The sequence below is a fragment of the Pseudomonas sp. TE3552 genome (genome assembly GCF_056278945.1).
In genome coordinates this window covers 3,850,856-3,872,082 of sequence record NZ_JBWBQJ010000001.1, presented here as the reverse complement: position 1 = coordinate 3,872,082, position 21,227 = coordinate 3,850,856, and the positions used below count along the sequence as shown (strand labels likewise).

At 60.1% G+C, this 21,227-nt stretch carries 18 protein-coding genes; 11 read left to right on the top strand and 7 right to left on the bottom strand.

The annotated features are described in order from the left end of the window. Positions 1-28: 28 nt before the first annotated feature. The gene (locus tag ACZ9BB_RS17370) at positions 29-1,105 is read right to left on the bottom strand and encodes a DUF748 domain-containing protein (RefSeq protein WP_476214796.1); all 1,077 of its coding nucleotides are present in this window, start codon (positions 1,103-1,105) and stop codon (positions 29-31) included. A gap of 126 nt (positions 1,106-1,231) precedes the next feature. Between ACZ9BB_RS17370 and cysK the strand changes: the two genes are divergently transcribed. Further along, positions 1,232-2,206, top strand: coding sequence for a cysteine synthase A (gene cysK / locus ACZ9BB_RS17365; protein ID WP_476214795.1), 975 nt, complete (start codon positions 1,232-1,234; stop codon positions 2,204-2,206). Between the two features lie 210 nt (positions 2,207-2,416). Continuing rightward, the gene (locus ACZ9BB_RS17360) at positions 2,417-3,355 is read left to right on the top strand and encodes an aspartyl/asparaginyl beta-hydroxylase domain-containing protein (RefSeq protein WP_476214794.1); all 939 of its coding nucleotides are present in this window, start codon (positions 2,417-2,419) and stop codon (positions 3,353-3,355) included. Positions 3,356-3,455: 100 nt separating this feature from the next. Here ACZ9BB_RS17360 and ACZ9BB_RS17355 read toward each other — a convergent pair whose 3' ends face one another. Further along, positions 3,456-4,364 carry a DMT family transporter gene (locus tag ACZ9BB_RS17355; RefSeq protein WP_476214793.1) on the bottom strand — a complete coding sequence of 303 codons (909 nt, stop codon included), beginning with the start codon at positions 4,362-4,364 and terminating at the stop codon, positions 3,456-3,458. A 128-nt stretch (positions 4,365-4,492) separates the two neighbouring features. On the opposite strand from ACZ9BB_RS17355, the gene aceK reads away from it, so the two are divergent. The 5 genes from aceK (at position 4,493) to ACZ9BB_RS17330 (ending at position 12,942) form a co-directional block, all read left to right on the top strand. After that, positions 4,493-6,214, top strand: coding sequence for a bifunctional isocitrate dehydrogenase kinase/phosphatase (gene aceK / locus ACZ9BB_RS17350; RefSeq protein WP_476214792.1), 1,722 nt, complete (start codon positions 4,493-4,495; stop codon positions 6,212-6,214). A gap of 248 nt (positions 6,215-6,462) precedes the next feature. After that, entirely contained in the window at positions 6,463-10,374 is a 3,912-nt protein-coding gene (hrpA, locus tag ACZ9BB_RS17345; protein ID WP_476214791.1) for an ATP-dependent RNA helicase HrpA, read from the top strand. Positions 10,375-10,769: 395 nt separating this feature from the next. After that, positions 10,770-11,891 carry a beta-ketoacyl-ACP synthase III gene (locus ACZ9BB_RS17340; RefSeq protein WP_476214790.1) on the top strand — a complete coding sequence of 374 codons (1,122 nt, stop codon included), beginning with the start codon at positions 10,770-10,772 and terminating at the stop codon, positions 11,889-11,891. Between the two features lie 206 nt (positions 11,892-12,097). Continuing rightward, on the top strand, positions 12,098-12,712 hold the full coding sequence (locus ACZ9BB_RS17335; protein ID WP_476214789.1) for an RNA polymerase sigma factor: 615 nt from the start codon (positions 12,098-12,100) through the stop codon (positions 12,710-12,712). Further along, the gene (locus tag ACZ9BB_RS17330; protein ID WP_476214788.1) at positions 12,706-12,942 is read left to right on the top strand and encodes an anti-sigma factor family protein; all 237 of its coding nucleotides are present in this window, start codon (positions 12,706-12,708) and stop codon (positions 12,940-12,942) included. The genes ACZ9BB_RS17335 and ACZ9BB_RS17330 overlap by 7 nt, the downstream gene beginning before the upstream one ends. A gap of 130 nt (positions 12,943-13,072) precedes the next feature. On the opposite strand, the gene ACZ9BB_RS17325 is transcribed toward ACZ9BB_RS17330, so the two are convergent. Beyond that, positions 13,073-14,395: a putative porin gene (locus tag ACZ9BB_RS17325; protein ID WP_476214787.1), complete on the bottom strand. Its 1,323-nt coding sequence runs from the start codon at positions 14,393-14,395 to the stop codon at positions 13,073-13,075. Between the two features lie 277 nt (positions 14,396-14,672). On the opposite strand from ACZ9BB_RS17325, the gene ACZ9BB_RS17320 reads away from it, so the two are divergent. After that, positions 14,673-15,797, top strand: coding sequence for a GNAT family N-acetyltransferase (locus tag ACZ9BB_RS17320; protein ID WP_476214786.1), 1,125 nt, complete (start codon positions 14,673-14,675; stop codon positions 15,795-15,797). 20 nt (positions 15,798-15,817) lie between these two features. Here the strand turns inward: ACZ9BB_RS17320 and aqpZ are convergent, their stop codons facing one another. The 3 genes from aqpZ to ACZ9BB_RS17305 form a co-directional block, all read right to left on the bottom strand. Next, positions 15,818-16,516 (bottom strand): aquaporin Z, encoded by a 699-nt coding sequence (aqpZ, locus tag ACZ9BB_RS17315; protein ID WP_476214785.1) that lies wholly within the window; start codon positions 16,514-16,516, stop codon positions 15,818-15,820. A gap of 382 nt (positions 16,517-16,898) precedes the next feature. Continuing rightward, positions 16,899-17,504 carry a pyridoxamine 5'-phosphate oxidase family protein gene (locus ACZ9BB_RS17310; protein ID WP_476214784.1) on the bottom strand — a complete coding sequence of 202 codons (606 nt, stop codon included), beginning with the start codon at positions 17,502-17,504 and terminating at the stop codon, positions 16,899-16,901. Positions 17,505-17,522: 18 nt separating this feature from the next. Then, on the bottom strand, positions 17,523-18,008 hold the full coding sequence (locus ACZ9BB_RS17305) for a GNAT family N-acetyltransferase (protein WP_476214783.1): 486 nt from the start codon (positions 18,006-18,008) through the stop codon (positions 17,523-17,525). 141 nt (positions 18,009-18,149) lie between these two features. Between ACZ9BB_RS17305 and ACZ9BB_RS17300 the strand changes: the two genes are divergently transcribed. From ACZ9BB_RS17300 to ACZ9BB_RS17290, 3 genes are all read left to right on the top strand, one after another. Beyond that, a complete protein-coding gene (locus tag ACZ9BB_RS17300; protein ID WP_476214782.1) occupies positions 18,150-18,575 on the top strand; it encodes a YybH family protein in 426 nt (141 codons plus the stop codon). 87 nt (positions 18,576-18,662) lie between these two features. Next, a complete protein-coding gene (locus ACZ9BB_RS17295; RefSeq protein ID WP_192344398.1) occupies positions 18,663-19,007 on the top strand; it encodes a YciI family protein in 345 nt (114 codons plus the stop codon). 76 nt (positions 19,008-19,083) lie between these two features. Beyond that, the gene (locus ACZ9BB_RS17290; protein WP_476214781.1) at positions 19,084-20,319 is read left to right on the top strand and encodes an RNA polymerase sigma factor; all 1,236 of its coding nucleotides are present in this window, start codon (positions 19,084-19,086) and stop codon (positions 20,317-20,319) included. Positions 20,320-20,350: 31 nt separating this feature from the next. Here the strand turns inward: ACZ9BB_RS17290 and ACZ9BB_RS17285 are convergent, their stop codons facing one another. Further along, positions 20,351-21,205 carry a LysR family transcriptional regulator gene (locus tag ACZ9BB_RS17285; protein ID WP_476214780.1) on the bottom strand — a complete coding sequence of 285 codons (855 nt, stop codon included), beginning with the start codon at positions 21,203-21,205 and terminating at the stop codon, positions 20,351-20,353. Positions 21,206-21,227 lie beyond the last annotated feature (22 nt).

Sequence of the window (21,227 nt, the reverse complement as noted above, 5' to 3'; positions counted from 1 at the left end):
GTCTCTGAATGGGGCGTCACTTAGTGACTCACCCCGAATCCGGCTTGGAGCGTTCGTACTGGGCATTGAACGCCTCGATGAAACCATTACGCAAAATCTGCAAAAAAGCCTCGAATGCGCTGATATCTCGCTGGTGTACGTTGCCTCTGAGCTCGACGCGGGTGGCGAACTGGTTCTCCGGCTGGTTCTTCAGCACGTTTTCGGTGCCACCGACGAGGGCTTCCCAGATGGAGCGGAAAATCCCTTTGTTTTTGTTTTCCACGTCCTGTTGCCAGTTGAACACATCGACGTCGTGCAATAGCGGCTTGATATAGCCAGTGAGTTGACCCTTTTTGGCCTCGGCTTCGATGACCAGGTCACCGTGGCCGGCATTGAAGTCGAACTTGCCGTAGGCCGAGGCGAAGTCGTTCATGCGTTTGAGTTCCAGATTTTGGGCGCGCAGGCGAAATTCGAAGTCCTGGAAGTCGCTCAGCGGGTCGAAGGTTGCCGTTGTTTCCAGTGGTGCATGGCCCAGCAACAGAGCCTTGCCGTCGAATCGGGCGTCGCGCTTGCCTTTGGTATCAACCACATTGGTCAGGTTGTAAATGCTGGCATTGACCTGGGTGGCATTCATGTTCACGGGCGGTTTTGAATTGAAGTTTCGAAAGGTGATCCGCCCGTCGTTGATCCGTACTTCGTTCAGGGTAATCGGCAGCAATTTTTCCAATTGTGCCCGCCAGTCGGTGCCCTCACCGGTCTGGGAGTTTTTCTTGTTGGCACCGCCGTCGACGAAGTTCACCTCGGGTTTGTCGAACTGCGCCTCGGCCACCACGGCGTGGTCATACCAGAGCGAGTGCCAGCTGACGGAGAGGTCGATCAATGGCGCGTTGACGAAAGGCACCGGGACTTTGCCTTCGACCTTGACGATTTTCAGGCCGTTGATTTTGTAGGCGCCGCGCCACAGGGCCAGGTCCACGTCGGTAATTTGCCCGCGATAGTCGCCCATGTTGGCCAATCGCTCGTTCAGGTAATCACGCACGATGTAGGGCAGGGCGATGTGCAAGGCAACCAGTAGCATGAGGAGGCCGGCGAGGGTCAACAGGGGCCAACTGTATCGACGCTTCATGGCGGCAAATCTCTGGCGATGTAAAGCGGTTGACTGCGGTGGCAGCCGGACGTTCGACTGACTGGACGACCACGAGTAACAGGCATACCTTGGTGGGCTAATTCAACGCTGTATAAGGACCCAGCCATGAGCCGTATCTATGCTGACAACGCCCACTCCATCGGCAATACGCCGCTGGTGCAGATCAACCGTATCGCCCCGCGCGGTGTCACCATTCTGGCCAAGATCGAAGGGCGCAACCCTGGTTACTCGGTCAAGTGCCGAATCGGCGCAAACATGATCTGGGATGCTGAAAGCAGCGGTAAACTCAAGCCCGGCATGACCATCATCGAACCGACCTCGGGCAATACCGGTATCGGCCTGGCATTCGTTGCCGCCGCCCGTGGTTATCGGTTGATGCTGACTATGCCCGCGTCCATGAGCATCGAGCGACGCAAGGTGCTCAAGGCCCTTGGCGCCGAACTGGTGTTGACGGAGCCGGCCAAAGGCATGAAAGGCGCGATCGAGAAGGCCACCGAAATCCTCGCCAGCGATCCATCCACCTACTTCATGCCGGCGCAGTTCGAAAACCCGGCCAACCCGGCCATCCACGAAAAAACCACCGGCCCGGAGATCTGGAACGACACCGACGGTGCAGTCGACGTGCTGGTGGCGGGTGTCGGAACGGGCGGAACCATTACCGGGGTTTCGCGGTATATCAAGAATACCCAGGGCAAACCGATTATCTCGGTGGCGGTGGAGCCGGTGGTGTCGCCGGTGATCACCCAGGCAATGGCGGGTGAAGAGATCAAACCGAGCCCTCATAAAATCCAGGGGATCGGTGCTGGTTTTGTGCCGAAGAACCTGGACCTGTCGATGGTCGATCGGGTTGAGCTGGTCAGCGACGACGAATCCAAGGCGATGGCTCTGCGCCTGATGCAGGAAGAAGGGATTTTGAGCGGCATCTCTTGCGGTGCTGCCATGGCAGTGGCCGTGCGTCTGGCCGAAACCCCGGAAATGCAGGGCAAGACCATCGTGGTGATCCTGCCCGACTCTGGCGAACGCTACCTGTCGAGCATGCTGTTCAGTGATCTGTTTACCGAGCAGGAAAATCAGCAATAACGTTTTACGACTGCTTCGCAGCCAAACGGGGGATGATCCAGGTCAGCCCCCGTTCAGGAATCTTGTGTTAATACGTGTTTATTGCGTAATCCTTAACACTGAATATTGAGTTATGCGGGTTTTTCCCGAGGCCGGTAGTGTTTATCATGGCCGACTGCCACGTCGGGTGAATGACGTAGTGCGGAGTTACCTACTATCAAGGAGTCGTAGATGAGCTTTTCTTTTGTCGCGAAGGCGTCGGTGTTGCTGTTGTTCCTTGGCAGTACGCTCTATGTGCACTTGCGTGGCAAGGCGCGTTTGCCGGTCCTGCGGCAGTTCGTCAACCATTCGGCCCTGTTCGCACCCTATAACGCCTTGATGTACCTGTTCTCCGGCGTGCCGTCCAAACCCTATCTGGACCGCAGCAAGTTCCCGGAACTGGACGTACTCAGGGACAACTGGGAAGTTATCCGCGACGAAGCCATGCACTTGTTTGACGAGGGCTATATTCGCGCTGCCGAAAAGAACAACGATGCCGGTTTCGGCTCATTCTTCAAGAAGGGCTGGAAGCGTTTCTACCTCAAGTGGTATGACAAACCGCTGCCGTCGGCCGAAACCTTGTGCCCGAAAACCGTGGCATTGGTCAGCGGCATTCCCAACGTCAAAGGCGCCATGTTTGCGTTGCTGCCCGGTGGCAGTCACCTCAACCCGCATCGCGACCCGTTCGCTGGTTCCCTGCGTTATCACCTGGGGCTGTCGACGCCGAATTCCGAGGATTGCCGCATTTTCGTCGACGGTCAGGTCTATGCCTGGCGCGATGGCGAAGACGTGATGTTCGATGAAACCTACGTGCACTGGGTCAAGAACGAAACCGAGCAAACCCGGGTCATCCTGTTTTGCGACATCGAACGACCGCTGAGCAACCGCCTCATGACGCGTATCAACCGCTGGGTCAGCGGCTTGCTGGGCCGCGCCACTGCGCCACAGAACCTCGATGATGAACGTGTTGGCGGGATCAACCAGGCCTATGCCTGGAGTAAGCACTTCAGCGACAAATTCAGTGGCGTGGTCAAACAGTGGAAGCGTCGTAATCCCAAGGCCTACCGCGTAATGCGGCCGGTGCTGGCGGTGGTGGTGTTGACGTTGCTGGGGTATTGGCTGTTTGGGTGAGGCCGATTACTGAGTGACCTGTGGCGAGGGGGCTTGCCCCTCGCCACAGGTATCGTGTCAAGCTCCGGGCCTTGTTCATTTGATCAGCCACACCACATCACTACCTGGCAACCACCTCAACCGGCTTCACCACCGCCGGCTTCAACACCAGCCACAATGCCGCCGCAATCAATACTCCGCCATACAGGTGCGCCATCGACAGCGGCTCATCCAGCAACAGCGCGCCCCACAACACGCCGAATGGCGGGATCATGAAGGTCACGGTCATCGACTTCACCGGCCCGATCGAGCTGAGCAAGCGGAAGTAAATAATGTACGCAAACGCGGTGCAGCCCAACCCCAATCCCAGTAGCGACAGCCAGACGCTCCAGCCGCCCCAGCTCGCCGGTGGCTGGCTGATCACGCTATAGCCGAACAGCGGCAGCAAAAACAAAGTCGCGCCGAGCATGCTGCCCAGGGCTGAAAGGCGACTGTCGAGGCCGCCGGCCTGGTCGAGCCAGCGCCGTGCGAGGAATCCGGCGAAACCGTAGCAGGTCGTGGCGAGCAGGCAGGCGAGGGCGCCCATCAGCAGTTCCATGTCGAACGCCACTGGACCGGCTCGGGTCAGGATGCCCACGCCAAACAGCCCGAGGAACACGCCACCAAGCTTGGCGGCGGTGAGCCTTTCATGGAAGAACAGACCGCCGATCAACACCCCCATCAAAGGCGTGGTGGCGTTGAAAATCGCCGAGTAACCGGCCGGCAGCACCTGGGCCGCGACGGAGTAAAGCGTTGCCGGAACCCCGGAGTTGATCAGCCCGAGCAGCATCACGGTTTTGAGTTTGCCTTTGAAATCCCAACTGATGCGCATCAGCCCAAGGATCACCAACAGGCCGACAGCGGCAATCGACACGCGGAAAAATGCAGTGGGGATTGTGCCAATCACTGGGGCGATGATGCGCATGAACAGAAAGCTCGCACCCCAAATGGCGGCAAGTGACAACAAACGCAGGATATCGACGGGGTTCACAGCACTTTCCTTCCTTTATTGGCGCGCAAGTGTCGCGTCAGTCGGGGCTCAAGGCAATGGTTGCGTTGCGCAACACAGGGCCACTAAGCTCAGGCTCCAACGATAAGAACAGCCGCAGAGGTCTCACCATGCCGCAGCAATGGCCAGCCGCCGACATCGCCCGAATGATCCTCGATGGCTTTGACGATTACCGCGAGCATTTCCGCCGGATCACCGACGGCGCCCGGGCACGCTTCGAGCAGGCCCAATGGCAGGAGACGCAGGTTGCGTCGGCGGCGCGGATCAACCTCTATGAAGAGAAGGTCGGCGAAACGGTAGGGCGCCTGCATGAGTCGTTTACCACCGAGGTGCTGATGGACGTCAGCAACTGGCCGCTGGTCAAAAGCGCTTACATCAGCCTGATCGACCTGCGCTTTGACGATGAACTGTCCGAGACCTGGTACAACTCGATCTTCTGCGGGCTGTTCAGCCATGACCTGATCAGCGACGGCTGCATGTTCATCCACACCACCCGGCCAAGCCTGCGCCGGGCCCGGGCGGCGCAAACCCGCACCTACAAGCCTCAGGGGCAGTTGTCCGGCATGCTCACAAGCATCTTTGCCGACTACCGCTTCAGCGAGGAGTACGCCGATTTGCCCGGCGACCTGCGCCGCCTCGAAGCGCAATTGCGCGAGAACCTGCCGGACTGGGTCTGCAAGGATCCGGAATTGAGTGTCGAGCTGTTTTCCTCGGTGCTTTACCGCAACAAGGGTGCCTATCTGGTGGGGCGCATCTACACCCCGGACGAGCAGTGGCCACTGGTGATTCCGCTGTTGCACCGTGAAGGCCGGGGCATCCAGATCGACGCGCTGATCACTGATGAGGCGGAGGTGTCGATCATCTTCTCCTTCACCCGTTCGTACTTCATGGTCGATGTGCCGGTGCCGGCGGAATTCATCGGCTTTCTCAAGCGCATCCTGCCGGCCAAGCACATTGCCGAGCTGTACACCTCGATCGGCTTCTACAAGCACGGCAAGTCCGAGTTCTATCGGGCGCTGATCAATCACCTGGCCAACACCGACGATCAGTTCATCATGGCCCCCGGCGTGCGCGGCATGGTCATGAGCGTGTTTACGCTGCCGGGTTTCAACACCGTGTTCAAGATCATCAAGGACCGCTTCTCGCCGTCGAAAAACGTCGACCGAGCCACGGTGATCGAAAAGTATCGCCTGGTGAAAAGCGTCGACCGGGTCGGACGCATGGCCGACACCCAGGAGTTCGCCGACTTCCGTTTCCCCTTGAGCAAATTCGAACCGGCATGCCTGGCAGAATTGCTTGAAGTGGCACCGTCCACGGTGTCGGTAGAAGACGATACGGTGCTGATCCGTCACTGCTGGACCGAGCGCCGGATGACGCCATTGAACCTCTACCTGGAGCACGCCAACGAGGCGCAGGTGCGCGAGGCGCTGGAGGATTACGGCCTGGCGATCAAGCAACTGGCGGCGGCGAACATTTTTCCCGGCGACATGTTGCTGAAAAACTTTGGCGTCACCCGTCACGGTCGTGTGGTGTTTTATGACTACGACGAGATTTGCTTCCTGACCGAAGCCAACTTCCGCCACATCCCGCAACCGCGCACGCCGGAAGACGAAATGGCCTCTGAGCCGTGGTACTCGATCGGGCCACTGGATGTGTTCCCCGAGGAATTTCCACCGTTCCTGTTTGCCGATTCGGCGCAGCGCAAGTTGTTCGATCAGTTGCATGGCGAGCTGTACAACGCCGACTACTGGAAGGGCCTGCAGGAAGCGATTCGGGCGGGGAAGGTGATTGATGTGTTTCCCTACCGCCGTAAAGGCCTCGATAACGAATAAGGCCCCGAGTGACCCCTGTGGCGAGGGGGCTTGCCCCCGTTCGGCTGCGAAGCAGTCGTAAACCCGATACTCGCGGTTTGCCTGAATCACCGCGTTGTCTGATTTTGGGGCGGCTTCGCCACCCAACGGGGGCAAGCCCCCTCGCCACAGTAAGCTCTCTGGCCACAAAAGCAGGTTGCATTCGTCGCCATGCGCCCAAATCTGCGACAATCCGCTCCCTGCGCCACTAGACGACTTTTGCGTACCTGATGACTGACGAATCGCCTTCCATCGACAAACTGCTGAAAAACCTTGATCACGCCATGCTCGCCGACCGTCACCGGCTGCGGCGGCAGTTGCTTGAGCTGCGCAAAAAACCTGACGAGGCCAAACTGGCCCAGTGGGTAACACGCACGCAGGCGTCCTGTGATCAGGTGTTGGCGCGGCGCGCCAGTTTGCCGGTGATTCGTTATGACGACAGCTTGCCGATCGCCGCCAAGCGTGACGAAATCAAAGCGGCGTTGCTCAAGCATCAGGTGCTGATCATTGCCGGCGAAACCGGGTCGGGTAAAACCACCCAGTTGCCGAAGATCTGCCTGGAAATCGGCCGCGGCCAGCATGGCCTGATCGGTCACACCCAGCCGCGTCGAATCGCCGCCCGCAGTGTGGCGAGCCGTGTTGCTGAAGAGTTGGCGACACCGTTGGGCGCGTTGGTCGGCTATCAGGTGCGGTTCGAGGATCAGAGCGATGCCAACACTCTGATCAAACTGATGACCGACGGCATCCTGCTGGCGGAAACCCAGAACGACCGCTACCTCGAACGCTACGACACGATCATCGTCGACGAAGCCCACGAACGCAGCCTGAACATCGACTTCCTGCTCGGTTACCTGAAAACCCTGTTGCCGCGTCGTCCGGACCTGAAGGTCATCATCACCTCGGCGACCATCGACCTGGAGCGCTTTTCCAAGCACTTCGACGACGCACCGATTGTCGAAGTCTCCGGCCGGACCTTCCCGGTGGAGACCTGGTATCGCCCACTGACCCTGGAGCAGGACGAAGAGGGCAACCGCGTCGAGGACGACCTGACCGTGGATCAGGCGATTCTCGCCACCCTCGACGAAATTGCCGCGTTCGAACGCAGTGAACGCAAGAGCCCCGGCGATGTGCTGGTGTTCCTGCCCGGCGAGCGCGAGATTCGCGACGCGGCGGACATGCTGCGCAAGGCCCAGCTCAAACATACCGAGATTCTGCCGTTGTACGCGCGGCTGTCACCGGCCGAGCAGCAGCGGATTTTCCAGTCGCACCCAGGGCGCAGAGTCGTACTGGCGACCAACGTCGCGGAAACCTCGTTGACGGTGCCGGGCATTCGTTATGTGATCGACAGCGGCACCGCGCGCATCAGCCGTTACAGCTACCGCGCCAAGGTCCAGCGCCTGCCCATCGAAGCGATTTCCCAGGCCAGTGCCAATCAGCGAAAAGGTCGCTGCGGGCGGGTCGAGCCGGGCATTTGCGTACGCTTGTACAGCGAAGAAGATTTCATTGGCCGGCCAGAATTCACCGACCCGGAAATCCTGCGGACCAACCTCGCCGCGGTGATTCTGCAGATGCTCCATCTGCGCCTCGGCGAGATCACCGATTTCCCGTTTATCGAACCGCCGGATGGCAAGGCCATCAGCGACGGTTTCAACCTGCTGCAAGAGCTTTCGGCGGTGGATCGCAATAGCCAGTTGACGCCACTCGGTCGTCAATTGGCGCGGCTGCCGGTGGACCCGCGCATGGGCCGCATGCTGCTCGAAGCGGCCAAACTCGGCAGCTTGCAGGAAGTGCTGATCGTCGCCAGCGCCATGTCGATTCAGGACCCGCGCGAACGTCCGCCGGAGCGTCAGCAAGCCGCCGATCAGGCCCACGCCCAATGGAAAGACGTGGACTCGGACTTCGCCGGGCTGGTCAATCTGTGGCGTGGCTTTGAAGAACAGCGCCAGGCGTTGACGGCCAGTCCGCTGCGCAACTGGTGTCGCAAGAATTTCCTCAATTACCTGCGTCTGCGTGAGTGGCGCGATTCCCATCGCCAGCTGAGCCTGATCTGCCGCGACATGCAGCTGAGCCTTAACAAAGAACCGGCGGATTATCCGAAGCTGCACAAAGCCGTGCTGTCGGGTTTGCTCAGCCAGATCGGCCAGAAAACCGAAGACGGCGATTACCTCGGCGCCCGTCAGCGGCGCTTCTGGATTCACCCATCCTCCGGGCTGGGTAAAAAGCGTCCGCAATGGCTGATGACTGCCGAACTGGTGGAGACCACCAAGCTTTACGCGCGGATGGTCGCCAAGATCGACGCCGACTGGATCGAGCCACTGGCCGGGCACCTGATCAAGAAAAACCACTTCGAACCCCATTGGGAGAAGAAGCGTGGGCAGGTCGTGGCCTTCGAGCAAATCACTTTGTTCGGGCTGATCGTGGTCGGGCGCCGGCCTGTGCATTACGGGCCGGTCGACCCGGTGGTGTCCCGCGAATTGTTTATCCGCGAAGGCTTGGTGCGCGGCGAGATTCAATCCAAAGCCAAGTGCCTGACGGCCAACCAACAGTTGCTGGAACAGCTCGACGAACTGGAGGCCAAGGCCCGTCGTCGGGACATTCTGGCGGACGAAGAAACCCTGTTCGCCTTCTACGATGCGCGATTGCCGGCAGAGATCCACCAGACAGCGACCTTCGACAGTTGGTACCGGATCAACAGCCAGAAAGACCCGCAGCTGCTGATCATGCGCGAAGAAGACGTGTTGGCCCGCGAAGCCAGCGAAGTCACCGCCGCGCATTACCCGGACACTCTGCACATCGGCGATCTGGAACTGGCGCTCAGTTATCACTTCGAGCCCAACCATCCTCGCGATGGCGTGACCTTGCGCGTGCCGGCACCGTTGTTGCCGATGCTGCCGCCGGAGCGTCTGGAATGGCTGGTGCCGGGCGTCATCGAGGCCAAGTGCATTGCGTTGGTGCGCAACCTGCCCAAGGCCCTGCGCAAGAATTTCGTGCCGGTGCCGGATTTCATCAAAGCCGCGTTGCAGCGCATCACGTTTGCCGAGGGCTCGTTGCCTCTGGCGCTGGGCCGTGAACTGTTGCGCATGACCGGTGCGCGGGTCAGCGATGAGGCGTGGGCCGAGGCCTCGCAGCAGGTCGAAAGTCATCTGCGGATGAACCTGGAAATCGTCGACGGTCAGGGCAAGTTTCTTGGCGAAGGGCGTGACCTGGCCGAGTTGACTGCGCGCTTTGCCGAGGCCAGCCAAGCTGCATTGGCCGTACCGCAAACCGCGAAAAGCCAGCAGCCGGTGGAGGCGAAAGTGTTCGCCGCCGTCGCCGAGAAAACCCAACAGAAGATCGCCGGGCTGTCGATGACGGTGTATCCGGCGCTGGTGGAAGAGGCTGGGACGGTCAAGGAAGGACGTTTCTCGACGCCGGCCGAAGCCGAGTTCCAGCATCGCCGGGCCTTGCAGCGCTTGCTGATGCAGCAACTGGCGGAGCCGGCGAAGTTTCTGCGCGGCAAGTTGCCGGGGCTGACCGAGCTGGGCCTGATGTACCGCGAACTGGGGCGCATCGACAGCCTGGTGGAAGACATTCTGCTGGCCAGTCTCGACAGCTGCATCCTTGATGGCGAAGACCCGCTGCCACGCGATGGCGCCGGGCTGGCGTCGCTGGCCGAGCGCAAGCGTGGCGCCTGGACCGAGCATGCCGAGCGGTTGGCGAAGCTGACGCTGGAGATTCTCAAGCATTGGCACGGCCTGCAAAAACGCTTCAAGGGCAAGATCGACCTGGCGCAAGCGGTGGCCCTGAACGACATCAAGCAGCAGCTCAGCCATCTGGTGTATCCGGGATTCGTGCGGGAAACCCCGATGCCGTGGCTCAAGGAACTGCCGCGTTATCTGAAAGCGGTCGAGCAGCGTTTCGAGAAAATCGGCGCGCAGGTGCAGCGGGATCGGGTCTGGAGCGGCGAATTGTCCGGTCTCTGGGTTCAGTACCAGACTCGCGCCAACAAACACGCCCAGGAAGGCAAGCGCGATCCGCAGCTGGAACTCTATCGCTGGTGGCTGGAGGAATACCGGGTCTCGCTGTTCGCGCAGCAATTGGGGACCAAAGTACCGATCTCCGACAAGCGCCTGAACAAACAATGGAGCCAGGTCGAGCCATAAACCCTGTGGGAGCTAGCTTTTGTGGCGAGGGGGCTTGTCGGAACGCCGCATCGCCCCGTTCGGCTGCGTAGCAGTCGTAAACCAGCGCACTCGGTATATCTGATACACCGGGGCTGCAGGTTTTGGGGCGGCTTCGCCACCCAACGGGGGCAAGCCCCCTCGCCACACTGGCTCCCACATTAAGTAGATCGTCGCTCCAGCAAAAGGCGCCAAAACCCAGCGTTTATGGCAAACTTCGCGCCTATAAACGCCGGCCCCGCGGTTTTGAGCCTCCACGGGCCCGGGCGGAACTGAATAAAGCGATGCCAGGTTTGCGTCTGGAACCTGGAATAGACCCTTTGTGTGTTGGTACGTCGGTGCCAGCGCTTTCTGCCTGAACAGATAGAGAAACGACCATGCATAACGTCGTCATCAGCGGCACCGGCCTGTACACCCCGGCCAACAGCATCTCCAACGAAGAGCTGGTGCAGTCTTTCAATGCTTACGTCGCGCAGTTCAACGCCGACAACGCCGACGCCATCGCGAGCGGCGAAGTCCAGGCATTGACCGAATCCAACGCCGCGTTTATCGAAAAAGCCTCCGGCATCAAAAGCCGCTTTGTCATGGACAAGGACGGCATCCTCGACCCACAGCGCATGGCGCCGCGCTTGCCCGAGCGCTCCAACGACGAGTGGTCGGTACTGTGCCAGATGGCCATCGGCGCGGCCGAGCAAGCCTTGCAGCGCGCCGGCAAGACTGCCGCTGACATCGACGGGGTGATTGTCGCCTGCTCCAACCTGCAACGCGCTTACCCGGCCATCGCCATCGAAGTCCAGGAAGCGCTGGGCATTCAGGGTTTCGGTTTCGACATGAACGTGGCCTGCTCCTCGGCGACCTTCGGCATCCAGGCCGCCGCCAACAGCGTGCAACTGGGTCAGGCCCGGGCGATCCTGATGGTCAACCCGGAAGTCTGCACCGGCCACCTGAATTTCCGTGACCGCGACAGCCACTTCATCTTCGGTGACGCCGCCACCGCAGTGGTCATCGAACGAGCCGACCTGGCAACGTCCAAGTACCAGTTCGACGTGGTCAGCACCAAATTGCTGACCAAGTTCTCCAATAACATCCGCAACAACTTCGGCTTCCTCAACCGCGCCGCGGAAGAGGGCATCGGTGCCCCCGACAAACTGTTCGTTCAGGAAGGCCGCAAGGTGTTCCGTGATGTCTGCCCGATGGTTGCCGAGCTGATCGCCACGCACCTGGAAGAGAACCAGCTCAATGTCAGCGACGTGAAGCGCTTCTGGCTGCACCAGGCCAACCTCAGCATGAACCACCTGATCGTCAAGAAGTTGTTGGGTCGCGAAGCCACCGAAGCCGAGGCCCCAGTGATTCTCGACACCTACGCCAACACCAGCTCCGCCGGTTCGGTGATTGCGTTCCACAAGAATCAGGACGATCTGGTCAGCGGTTCGCTGGCCGTACTCAGCTCGTTCGGCGCCGGCTATTCGATTGGCAGCGTGATTCTGCGCAAGCGCTGAGTGCGCCTGATTGTGGTGAGAGGGCTGTTGTGGCGAGGGGGCTTGCCCCCGTTCGGCTGCGAAGCAGTCGTAAAACCAACGCACTCGGTATAACTGATATACCGGGGCCGCAGGTTTGGGGCGGCTTCGCCACCCAACGGGGGCAAGCCCCCTCGCCACAGTGTTGTCTGATGCTGGAACATCGCTGGTTCTGAAACGAGGTTTGCATGGCCGCAGCTGACGACACCCGACTGCTCGAACGTCTGCTGGCGGGCGAGCAGAAGGCTTTCAAGGAACTGGTCAGCACATACCAGAGCGCCATGCGTGCGGTGGCCTACGCTATCGTTGGCAACCGCCATGCTGACGAGGTGGTGCAGGACGCCTGGCTGTCGGTGGTGCGCAACCTCGGCGGGTTCGAAGGGCGATCGAGCCTCAAGACCTGGCTGCTGACCATCACCGCCAACTCGGCCAAGAGCCGCTACAAGCAGAACCGCCGGGAAGTGCTGCTCGATGACCTGCCGTCGCCTCACGGCACGATCGATGACGATCGTTTTTCATCGAGCGATGGTCATTGGCTGGTGGCGCCGTTCGCCTGGCACCAGGACACGCCAGAGGCGCTGTTGACCGAAAACGAGCTGCGCGAATGCCTGGAGCACACGTTGCTCAGCCTGTCGGAATTGCAAAGCAGTGTTTTGCTGTTGCGCGAGCGACAGGGGTTGGAGCTGGAAGAGATCTGTAATCTTCTGGAAATCTCGCTCTCCAATGTCCGTGTGCTGTTGCATCGGGCACGGTTGAAGGTTTTTGCGACCGTGGAGCATTTTGAGGAAACCGGCGAATGTTGACCTGCAAGGAACAAGTGGCGCGATCCAGCGATTATCTCGATGGCCAGTTGAGTTTTCGCGAGCGACTGCTGATGCGGCATCACTTGATGTTTTGCCCAAATTGTCGGCGATTCATTCGGCAGATGCGGTTGATGCAGGCGACCTTGCGGGTGATGCCGCAGAAGCCGGTCGAGGATGTCGAGGCACTGGCCGAGCGGCTGGCGGCGCAGCGGCGTAAAGATCGTTCCTGAAGGAAAACGCAGGCCGGCGCGGGTGAAACGAACGGATGATGGGGATCGTTGCCCGCGCCAGACTGTTGAACCTCTTCAAACGATACGACCGGATGTAAAACGCATCGTTTGAAGTGTGTTGCTTCGTTGCTTAGAACTTCGCTTCCGCGTCCAGTTGCAGCGTGTTGGCGTCGGCATCGCGTTGGGTACGGCTGGCGAAGTCGGCTTTGGTCAGGAAGTAAGTGGCACCGATGGCGAAGTTCTTGTCGATGTCGTAACCGACCTTGAGCTTGTGACCGCGAGAACCGGTGGTGCCGTTGGCGAAGTCCGAGTCGGTGAAGGCGCCGACCACGGCGTTACGCTGCACGTCGCGGTAGTTGTAGTCCAGGTTGAAGCCGAAGACTTTCGACTTGGCACCGAGCAACCAGGCGGTGTCCTGATCGGTCACGGCATCGTTGTTCTTCACGTATTGGCCGTAGAACGACAGCGGCATCGGCAGGCCGCCGATATCGATCTGGCTGAAACCTTCGTACAGGCGGAACTCGTTGTTGGCCGAGTTGCCGTTGACGGCCAGGGCGCATGGCGTGGACGTGCCAGTGCAACGGCTGTCTTCGTCGTTCTGGTAGGCATAGACGCTGCCGCCGACGGTCAGTTTCAGGTTGTCGGTGATGGCGAAACGGCTGCCCAACTGGCCGGCGGTCAGACGCAGGTCGTGACGAAATTGCACGCCTTCGCCGTCGACGTTGTCCTTGAGGTTGTAGTTGCCCAGGCTACCGAACAGTTCGGCGCTGCTGCCCAGCGGGTATTTATAGGTCACTGCCAGACCTTCCGGGTTGATGTCGCTGTCCCAGATCACATCACCCATGCTGACCCACGGTTGCAACATCTTGCCGCCGATCACATGCAGGTTCTTGATGGCGTCCGGGTGGTAGTCGATGTAGCCCAGATCCAGCCAGATCTGCTTCTTGTCGAAGTAGTTATCCATGTCCTGGTTGGTCGAACGAGCATCGTCGCCGCCGCCGGTGGCGATGCGGATGCCGGTGTCCACTTGCGGGTTGATTTCGCTGTAGGCACCCAGACGGGCGCGGATACGTTGACGATCCTTGTCGCGGCCACCGTTGTTGGGTTCGCCGTCGATCTTGACCGTTTCCTGGCGCACGCGAACGTCGCCCTTGAACTGGGTCTTGGCGGCCCAGGCCAGTTTCTGGTCGAAGGCGCTCAGCTCGTTGGCTTTCTTCGCGGCGACCGCTACTTGTTCGTTGGTCTCTTGCTGCGCCTGCTGCGCGATTTGCTGGGCCTTCTGATCCTTGGCCAGTTCGGCCTGCAGTTCAACGTACTGCGCCTGGGAAATAGAACCGTTAGCCTTGAGCATGTCGAGCAGTTTGGCGTCGACTGCGGCACTGGCCGGAACACTCATGGCCAGCAACAGGCCACCGCACAAGGCCGCCGCAGTTTTCGTGGAAGCAAGACGCATAGCAATCTCCGAAGATGAGAGGGATGGCTGAACCACCCTGGACACAACCGACGGTTGAAGGTCGGAAAACAGTGGCCGGATAGAACCCGGCGCTCTAAAAACAGGCGCCAGTATCGCGATGCTTTATGACACGTCAGTGGCAAAGTGATGGCAGGTCGATGACGATACAAGAGTTCCGAAATGCCCGATTCAGAGCCTTGCATCGGATTGACTCGTGTGGATTGCCCGGCGATCGGCGATACTCGCGGGGCTGTCACGCCAAGATGTGGAGAGGAAAATGCCGCTGCAACGTCTACACACGCTGTCGGAAATCGCACCCCGTACCTGGGATGCCTTGGTGCCGCAAACTCAGCCGTTTCTGCGCCATGCCTTTCTGAGTACGCTGGAAGACAGCGCCAGCCTCGGCCCGCATTCCGGCTGGCAGCCCGAGCATTTGCTGCATGTCGAAGGCGATCGTCTGATCGCTGCATTGCCCAGTTACCGCAAATGGCATTCCTACGGTGAGTATGTGTTCGACCATGCCTGGGCCGAGGCCTGTGAGCGAGCCGGCATCGACTACTATCCCAAGCTGCTGACGGCGGTGCCGTTCAGCCCGGTCAGTGGGCCACGATTGCTGGCGGCGACAATCGAAGATGGTTTCGAGCTCCTGCAGAGCCTGCCGGGCTATCTGGAAATCGAACAACTCTCCAGTGCCCACATCAACTTCACCGATCCGTTCACCGATGCGGCGTTGGCCGAACAGCCAGGCTGGTTGCAGCGTATTGGCTGTCAGTACCACTGGCAGAACCGCGGTTATCGGGACTTTCAGGACTTCCTCGACGCCCTCAGTTCGCGCAAGCGCAAGCAAATGCGCAAGGAGCGTGAGCAAGTGGCGGGGCAGGGCATCGATTTCGAATGGCTGGAAGGTCGGCAACTGGACCAGGCGCAGTGGGACTTTGTGTATGCCTGCTACGCCAATACCTACGCGGTGCGTCGGCAAACGCCGTATCTGACCCGGGAATTTTTCAGTCTATTGGCCGAGCGCATGCCGGAATCGATCCGCGTGGTACTGGCCAAGCAAGGTTCACGGCCGGTGGCCATGGCCTTCAGCCTGGTCGGGGGCGACAGCTTTTACGGTCGTTACTGGGGCTGTCTGGCGGAGTTCGATCGGCTGCACTTCGAGACCTGTTTCTATCAGGGTATGGATTACGCGATTGCCAACGGCTTCCAGCGTTTCGACGCTGGCGCTCAGGGCGAGCACAAACTGATTCGCGGGTTCGAGCCAGTGATCACCCATTCCTGGCATTACCTGCGCCATCCGGGCTTGAAGTCGGCGGTGAAAGACTTCCTTGAGCGCGAACGTCTTGGGGTGTTGGGTTATGCAGAAGACGCGAAGACAGCCTTGCCCTATCGACAGGGCTGATCTTCGCGTTATGTCCGTTGTTAGCTGTCTTCTTTACCCAACCAGCGATAGGTCACGCCGCCGATGACGGCCCCCAGAATCGGCGCCAGCCAGAACAGCCACAGTTGTTGAATCGCCCAACCGCCGACAATCAGCGCCGGGCCAGTACTGCGCGCCGGGTTGACCGAGGTGTTGGTGACCGGAATCGAGATCAGGTGGATCAGGGTCAGCGCCAGGCCGATGGCGATGGGCGCCAGTCCGGCCGGGGCGCGTTTGTCGGTGGCGCCTAGAATGATCAGGATGAACATGGCGCTCATCACCAGTTCACTGACAAACCCCGCCGCCATTGAGTAGCCGCCTGGCGAGTGTTCGCCGTAGCCATTGGATGCAAGGCCGCTGGCCAGTTCGAAGCCGGGTTTGCCGCTGGCGATGAAGTACAGCAGAGCTGCTGCGATGATCCCGCCAATCACTTGGGCGATGATATAGGCGGGCAGTTCTTTGGCCGGGAAACGTCCGCCGACGACCAAGCCGACCGAGACCGCAGGGTTGAGATGGCAGCCCGAAATGTGGCCGATGGCGAAGGCCATTGTCAGCACCGTCAAACCGAATGCCAGGGACACCCCCAACAAACCGATCCCCACGTTTGGAAACGCCGCCGCCAGGACCGCACTGCCGCACCCCCCCAACACCAGCCAGAACGTACCTACTAATTCTGTAGCCGAACGTTTGAACAAAGACATAGCGAGTTTCCCTGTCGAGATAACACTGTCGTTGTGCATCCGGCAGATGGACTACAGAACCATCTCCAGTACCTTGGCTGAGTACAGCAGGGATTTAATGAAATTCCAGTGACCATAAAAAACCGCCAGCGCCCGTGCTTAAAGGGTTTTGGCGGTTATCGCAGATCTAATGTGGGAGCGGGCTTATGTGGCGAGGGGGCTTGTCGGAACGCCGCATCGCCCCGTTCGGCTGCGAAGCAGTCGCAAATCTGGTGTATGCGGTATGCCTGGCAGAACGAGGGTTGCAGGTTTTAGGACTACTTCGCAGTCCAACGGGGCGATGCGGCGTTCCGACAAGCCCCCTCGCCACATGAGTCTGCTCCCACAGTGGGTAGTCATCGTGTCAGTAGAGACTATCTCGCACTCTCACCGGTGCTTCCCGGTCATACGCTTCGGCATCGAACTGCCCATCGTTCAGGCGCTTGTGAAACGCCCCGGCAGTCGGCAGCGCAGAGCGTTCGAGGTGTTTTTGCGGGTTCCACAAATCCGAACGCACAATGGCTTTCGAACAGTGGAAATACGCAGCCTCCACCGTCACCAGCATCACCGTGCGCGCCGGTTTGCCATTGACTGCAAAACTCTCCAGCAACTCGGGCTCGGCGCTGATCTGCGCCGTGCCGTTGACCCGCAACGTCTCGCCAATCCCCGGGATGATGAACAGCAGCGATACCCGCGAGTCGAGTACGACATTGCGCAGCGTGTCGATGCGGTTGTTGCCCGGGCGATCCGGGATTGCCAGCGTGCGTTCGTCGACGATCCGCACGAACCCCGGTGTATCGCCGCGCGGTGAACCGTCCATACCGTCGGGGCCGACCGAGCTGATAATCACCAGCGGCGAGGCGCGGACCATCGCCTGATAATCCTCGTTCAAAAAGGGGATCTGCTTACGCACCGCGCGGTCATGGGGCAGGCCGTAGATCGCTTCCAGCGCTTCGATTGATTCCAGCATCGTTCATCCCTCTGCGAATTAGAAAACCAGCCCCATCCGCCGTTCATAACCGATCCGGCCTTTGTATGCTTCGCCGCTGTCGACAAAGCCGTATTTGGCATACAGCGCGATGGCCGCCTCATTGTCGGCATCCACCGATAACTCCAGCCCCTTGATTTGCGGCCAGGCCTGGCGTGCAACCTCGGGCAGGGCTTGCAGGCAGGCTTTGCCATAGCCTTTGCCCTGGGCGCGGCGATCGACTTGCAGGGCGTGCAGGGTGGCGCTGTGTTCGTCGGCCCAGGCCGGCAGCACCGGCGGGCGCTTGAGCAGCAGGAAGGCCACTGGAACCTCTTCCACCAACAGCGCAAAGCCTTTGACGCCAGGGCCTGGCTTGGACAACAAGGTGTGCAATGCACCATGAATGTCGCCGGAGAATTTGATTTGTTCGGCGTGGATTTCGATGGCCTCGACCTGTTGGCGCTGCAGGGCGTTCAGGCTTTCGTAAGGCACGAGTCGGGCAGTCACTGGAGTGTCCTTTTTCCAACGGAAATGAGCTTCGGATTCTAGCGAGTTTGCGCCCATGGATTATTTTTATTTTCGGCTGTCGATTTGGCTGTTCGCCAGACGACTAAGGGTGTCTTCAACAAAAAAACACGGAGAACCCCCATGAATGCTCAAACACAAATCCATAACCTGATCGAGAACTATCGCCAGGCGGTCATCGCCAAGGACGTGGAAAAGGTCATGGCCCTGTACGCCGACGACATCGTCTCCTTCGACGCGGTCAAAGCCCTGCAATTCAAGGGCAAAGCGGCCTACCGTGCGCATTGGCAGGAATGCATGGAGATGTGCCCCGGTCCGCACATTTTCGAGTTTCACGAGATCGACATCGTGCCGTCGCAGGAAATCGCTTTCGCTCACTGGCTGGCGCATTGCGGCGGTACCAATGAAAAAGGTGAAACCCAAGCCTGCTGGATGCGTGTCACCGCGTGCTATCGGCAGGAAGCGGGGCTATGGCAGATCGTTCACGAACATTGGTCGGCACCGTTCGACATGACGAGCGGCGCGACGTTGTTCAACCTGGAACCCTGATCGTCGTTTTTTTCGCTAAGGCATCAATCTGCAGCCATAGTTGATCCGTTCGATCAGGGCAAAGCCCCAAAGAAATGGAGAGCCCCCATGAAGTATTTATGCCTGGTCTACAGTAACGAGCACGAATTGCACTCGCTGCCCGAAAGCCCCAATGACGCCGAGTGCATGGCCTACGCCGAGTCGATCCAGGGCAGTGGGCGGATGCTCGCCGCCGAAGCGCTGGAGTCGGTGCAGACCGCGACCACCGTGCGTATGCGCAACGGCAAAATGTCGATCACCGATGGCCCGTTCGCTGAAACCAAGGAGCAGTTGGCCGGCTTCTACCTGATCGATGCCAAGGACCTCAATGAAGCCCTGCAGGTCGCCGGCAACATTCCGGCGGCCCGGGTCGGCTGTGTCGAGGTACGGCCCGTTCGCCAGTTGAATCCCTGAATAACCATCACAACAGGAGTTCTTTCATGAGTCTGCCACCCGTGCAACGAAAGCTCGCCCAAGGTATGCCGGACTGATGCCCGGCGAGTCGGTACGGGCGCACGTCGAGCAGGTTTACCGCGATGACTCGCGGCGGATTCTGGCGACCCTGATCCGTCTGCTCGGCGATTTCGACCTCGCCGAAGAGGCTATGCATGAGGCGTTCTTCGTCGCGGTCGAGCGCTGGCAGCGTGACGGTGTGCCAGACAACCCGCGCACCTGGCTGGTGTCCACCGGGCGCTTCAAGGCCATCGATGTGTTGCGCCGGCGCGCGCGTTTTAACGCGTCCCGGCCGATGTTGATTGCTCAACTGGAGGCGCTGGAGCAGGCCGACTGGAGTGATGAAGACGTGGAAGACGATCGCCTGCGCCTGATCTTCACCTGTTGTCACCCGGCCCTGGCGGCGGACGCTCAAGTGCCGTTGACCCTGCGCGAAGTCTGCGACCTGACCACCGAAGAAATCGCCCGGGCCTTTCTCTCGGCACCGGCCACCATCGCCCAGCGTATCGTACGGGCCAAGGCCAAGATCCGTGATGCGAAAATCCCTTATCAAGTGCCCACCCTGACGGAACTGCCCGAACGTCTGGACAGTGTGTTGCGGGTGATTTACCTGGTGTTCAACGAAGGCTACTCGGCGTCTATCGGCAACGAGCTGACCCGCGAAGACCTGACGCGCGAAGCGATTCGCCTCGGTCGGTTGTTGATGGAATTGCTGCCCGAACCGGAGGTGATGGGGCTGCTGGCGCTGATGCTGTTGCATGAGTCCCGGCGCCCGGCCAGGACCTCATCGAGCGGCGAACTGATTGTGCTGGATGAGCAGGATCGCTCGTTGTGGGACGCCGAATTGATTGCCGAAGGCTGTGCGCTGGTGGAGCGGGCGCTGACGACGCGGCGCTTCGGGCCTTATTGCCTGCAAGCGGCGATTGCCGCAGTACATGCCGAAGCATCCACGGCACAGGAGACGGACTGGCCGCAGATTGTCGGCCTGTATGACGTGCTGCTGCGGGCCGCGCCCTCGCCGGTGATCGAACTGAACCGCGCGGCGGCGTTGGCCCGGCGCGATGGACCGCTGGCCGGCCTGACGTTGATCGAAGGGATTCTGGCGCGGGGCGAGTTGCTGGATTACCACCTGGCGCACTCGGCGCGGGCAGAGTTTTGCCGGCAGTTGGGGAGGGTGGAAGAGGCGCGGGCGGCGTATGAGCGGGCGCTGGAATTGACGCAACAGGTGCCGGAACGGCGGTTTATCGAGGGGCGACTTCAAGCGTTGGAGTGATGTGATTTCACCAGCCCCATCGCGAGTACCGCTATTCCAGCATCTTGCTCAATAACCAACTCCCCGCCGGCCCCGGTGGATGCAGGCGCGACCATAGCGCATCGACGAACACCGGTTTCGGCCAGCCGCGCACATTCAGCTCCACCAACGAGCCGGCCCCGAACCGCCCCACCAGCCACCTGGGCAATGGCGCCCAGCCGAACCCGCCCTGAGCCATTTCCAATAGCATCAAGTAACTCGGCGCCGACCAGACGCGCCCCTTCGCCCGGCTTTCATATGGATTGACGATCGTCGCCAGACGCAATTCGCGGTGCTGTTGCAGCACGTCTTGATCGATTCCATCGAGCTTTGCCAACGGGTGCGTCCGGGATACGAACAGGGCGATTTCCGTGCGCTCGTCCACCGTCGAGCTGACCAGGTCCGGCGGATAACTGTCTTGCATCTCGGCGAAGGCGACATGCGCTCGACCGCGTTGCACCAGCGCCACCAGGTCGTCACATTCGGCAATCAGGCATTCAAGTTCCAGGTCTGGATAACGCTGCTCGAAAGCACTGAGCGCCGCTTCGAAGCGGTCGGACTGATAGGTGTCGGAAATCGCCACGGTCAGCTTCGGCTCGATCCCTTGGGACAATTGGCTGGCGGTCATTTCCAGACGGCTGGTGGCGGCCAGAATCTCCTCGGCCCGTTGCAGCATGACGTGCCCGGCCGGGGTCAGGCTCGGCTTGCGGCTGCTGCGGTCGAAGAGGACGAGATTAAGGTCGATTTCCAGGCTCGCCACTGCGGCGCTGATGGTCGACTGACTGCGACCGAGCTTGCGCGCCGCAGCGGAAAACGAGCCTTGGGTCGCCGCCTGGACAAACGCCAGCAACACTTCGTGGGAAGCCATGAACTATCGCCTTGATCGATGG

Excerpts from the sequence above, each read along its gene's own strand:
- ACZ9BB_RS17370 (WP_476214796.1), bottom strand. The coding sequence starts at position 1,105 with ATGAAGCGTCGATACAGTTGGCCCCTGTTGACCCTCGCCGGCCTCCTC.
- cysK (WP_476214795.1), top strand. The coding sequence starts at position 1,232 with ATGAGCCGTATCTATGCTGACAACGCCCACTCCATCGGCAATACGCCG.
- ACZ9BB_RS17360 (WP_476214794.1), top strand. The coding sequence starts at position 2,417 with ATGAGCTTTTCTTTTGTCGCGAAGGCGTCGGTGTTGCTGTTGTTCCTT.
- aceK (WP_476214792.1), top strand. The coding sequence starts at position 4,493 with ATGCCGCAGCAATGGCCAGCCGCCGACATCGCCCGAATGATCCTCGAT.
- hrpA (WP_476214791.1), top strand. The coding sequence starts at position 6,463 with ATGACTGACGAATCGCCTTCCATCGACAAACTGCTGAAAAACCTTGAT.
- ACZ9BB_RS17340 (WP_476214790.1), top strand. The coding sequence starts at position 10,770 with ATGCATAACGTCGTCATCAGCGGCACCGGCCTGTACACCCCGGCCAAC.
- ACZ9BB_RS17335 (WP_476214789.1), top strand. The coding sequence starts at position 12,098 with ATGGCCGCAGCTGACGACACCCGACTGCTCGAACGTCTGCTGGCGGGC.
- ACZ9BB_RS17330 (WP_476214788.1), top strand. The coding sequence starts at position 12,706 with ATGTTGACCTGCAAGGAACAAGTGGCGCGATCCAGCGATTATCTCGAT.
- ACZ9BB_RS17325 (WP_476214787.1), bottom strand. The coding sequence starts at position 14,395 with ATGCGTCTTGCTTCCACGAAAACTGCGGCGGCCTTGTGCGGTGGCCTG.
- ACZ9BB_RS17320 (WP_476214786.1), top strand. The coding sequence starts at position 14,673 with ATGCCGCTGCAACGTCTACACACGCTGTCGGAAATCGCACCCCGTACC.
- aqpZ (WP_476214785.1), bottom strand. The coding sequence starts at position 16,516 with ATGTCTTTGTTCAAACGTTCGGCTACAGAATTAGTAGGTACGTTCTGG.
- ACZ9BB_RS17310 (WP_476214784.1), bottom strand. The coding sequence starts at position 17,504 with ATGCTGGAATCAATCGAAGCGCTGGAAGCGATCTACGGCCTGCCCCAT.
- ACZ9BB_RS17300 (WP_476214782.1), top strand. The coding sequence starts at position 18,150 with ATGAATGCTCAAACACAAATCCATAACCTGATCGAGAACTATCGCCAG.
- ACZ9BB_RS17295 (WP_192344398.1), top strand. The coding sequence starts at position 18,663 with ATGAAGTATTTATGCCTGGTCTACAGTAACGAGCACGAATTGCACTCG.
- ACZ9BB_RS17290 (WP_476214781.1), top strand. The coding sequence starts at position 19,084 with ATGCCCGGCGAGTCGGTACGGGCGCACGTCGAGCAGGTTTACCGCGAT.
- ACZ9BB_RS17285 (WP_476214780.1), bottom strand. The coding sequence starts at position 21,205 with ATGGCTTCCCACGAAGTGTTGCTGGCGTTTGTCCAGGCGGCGACCCAA.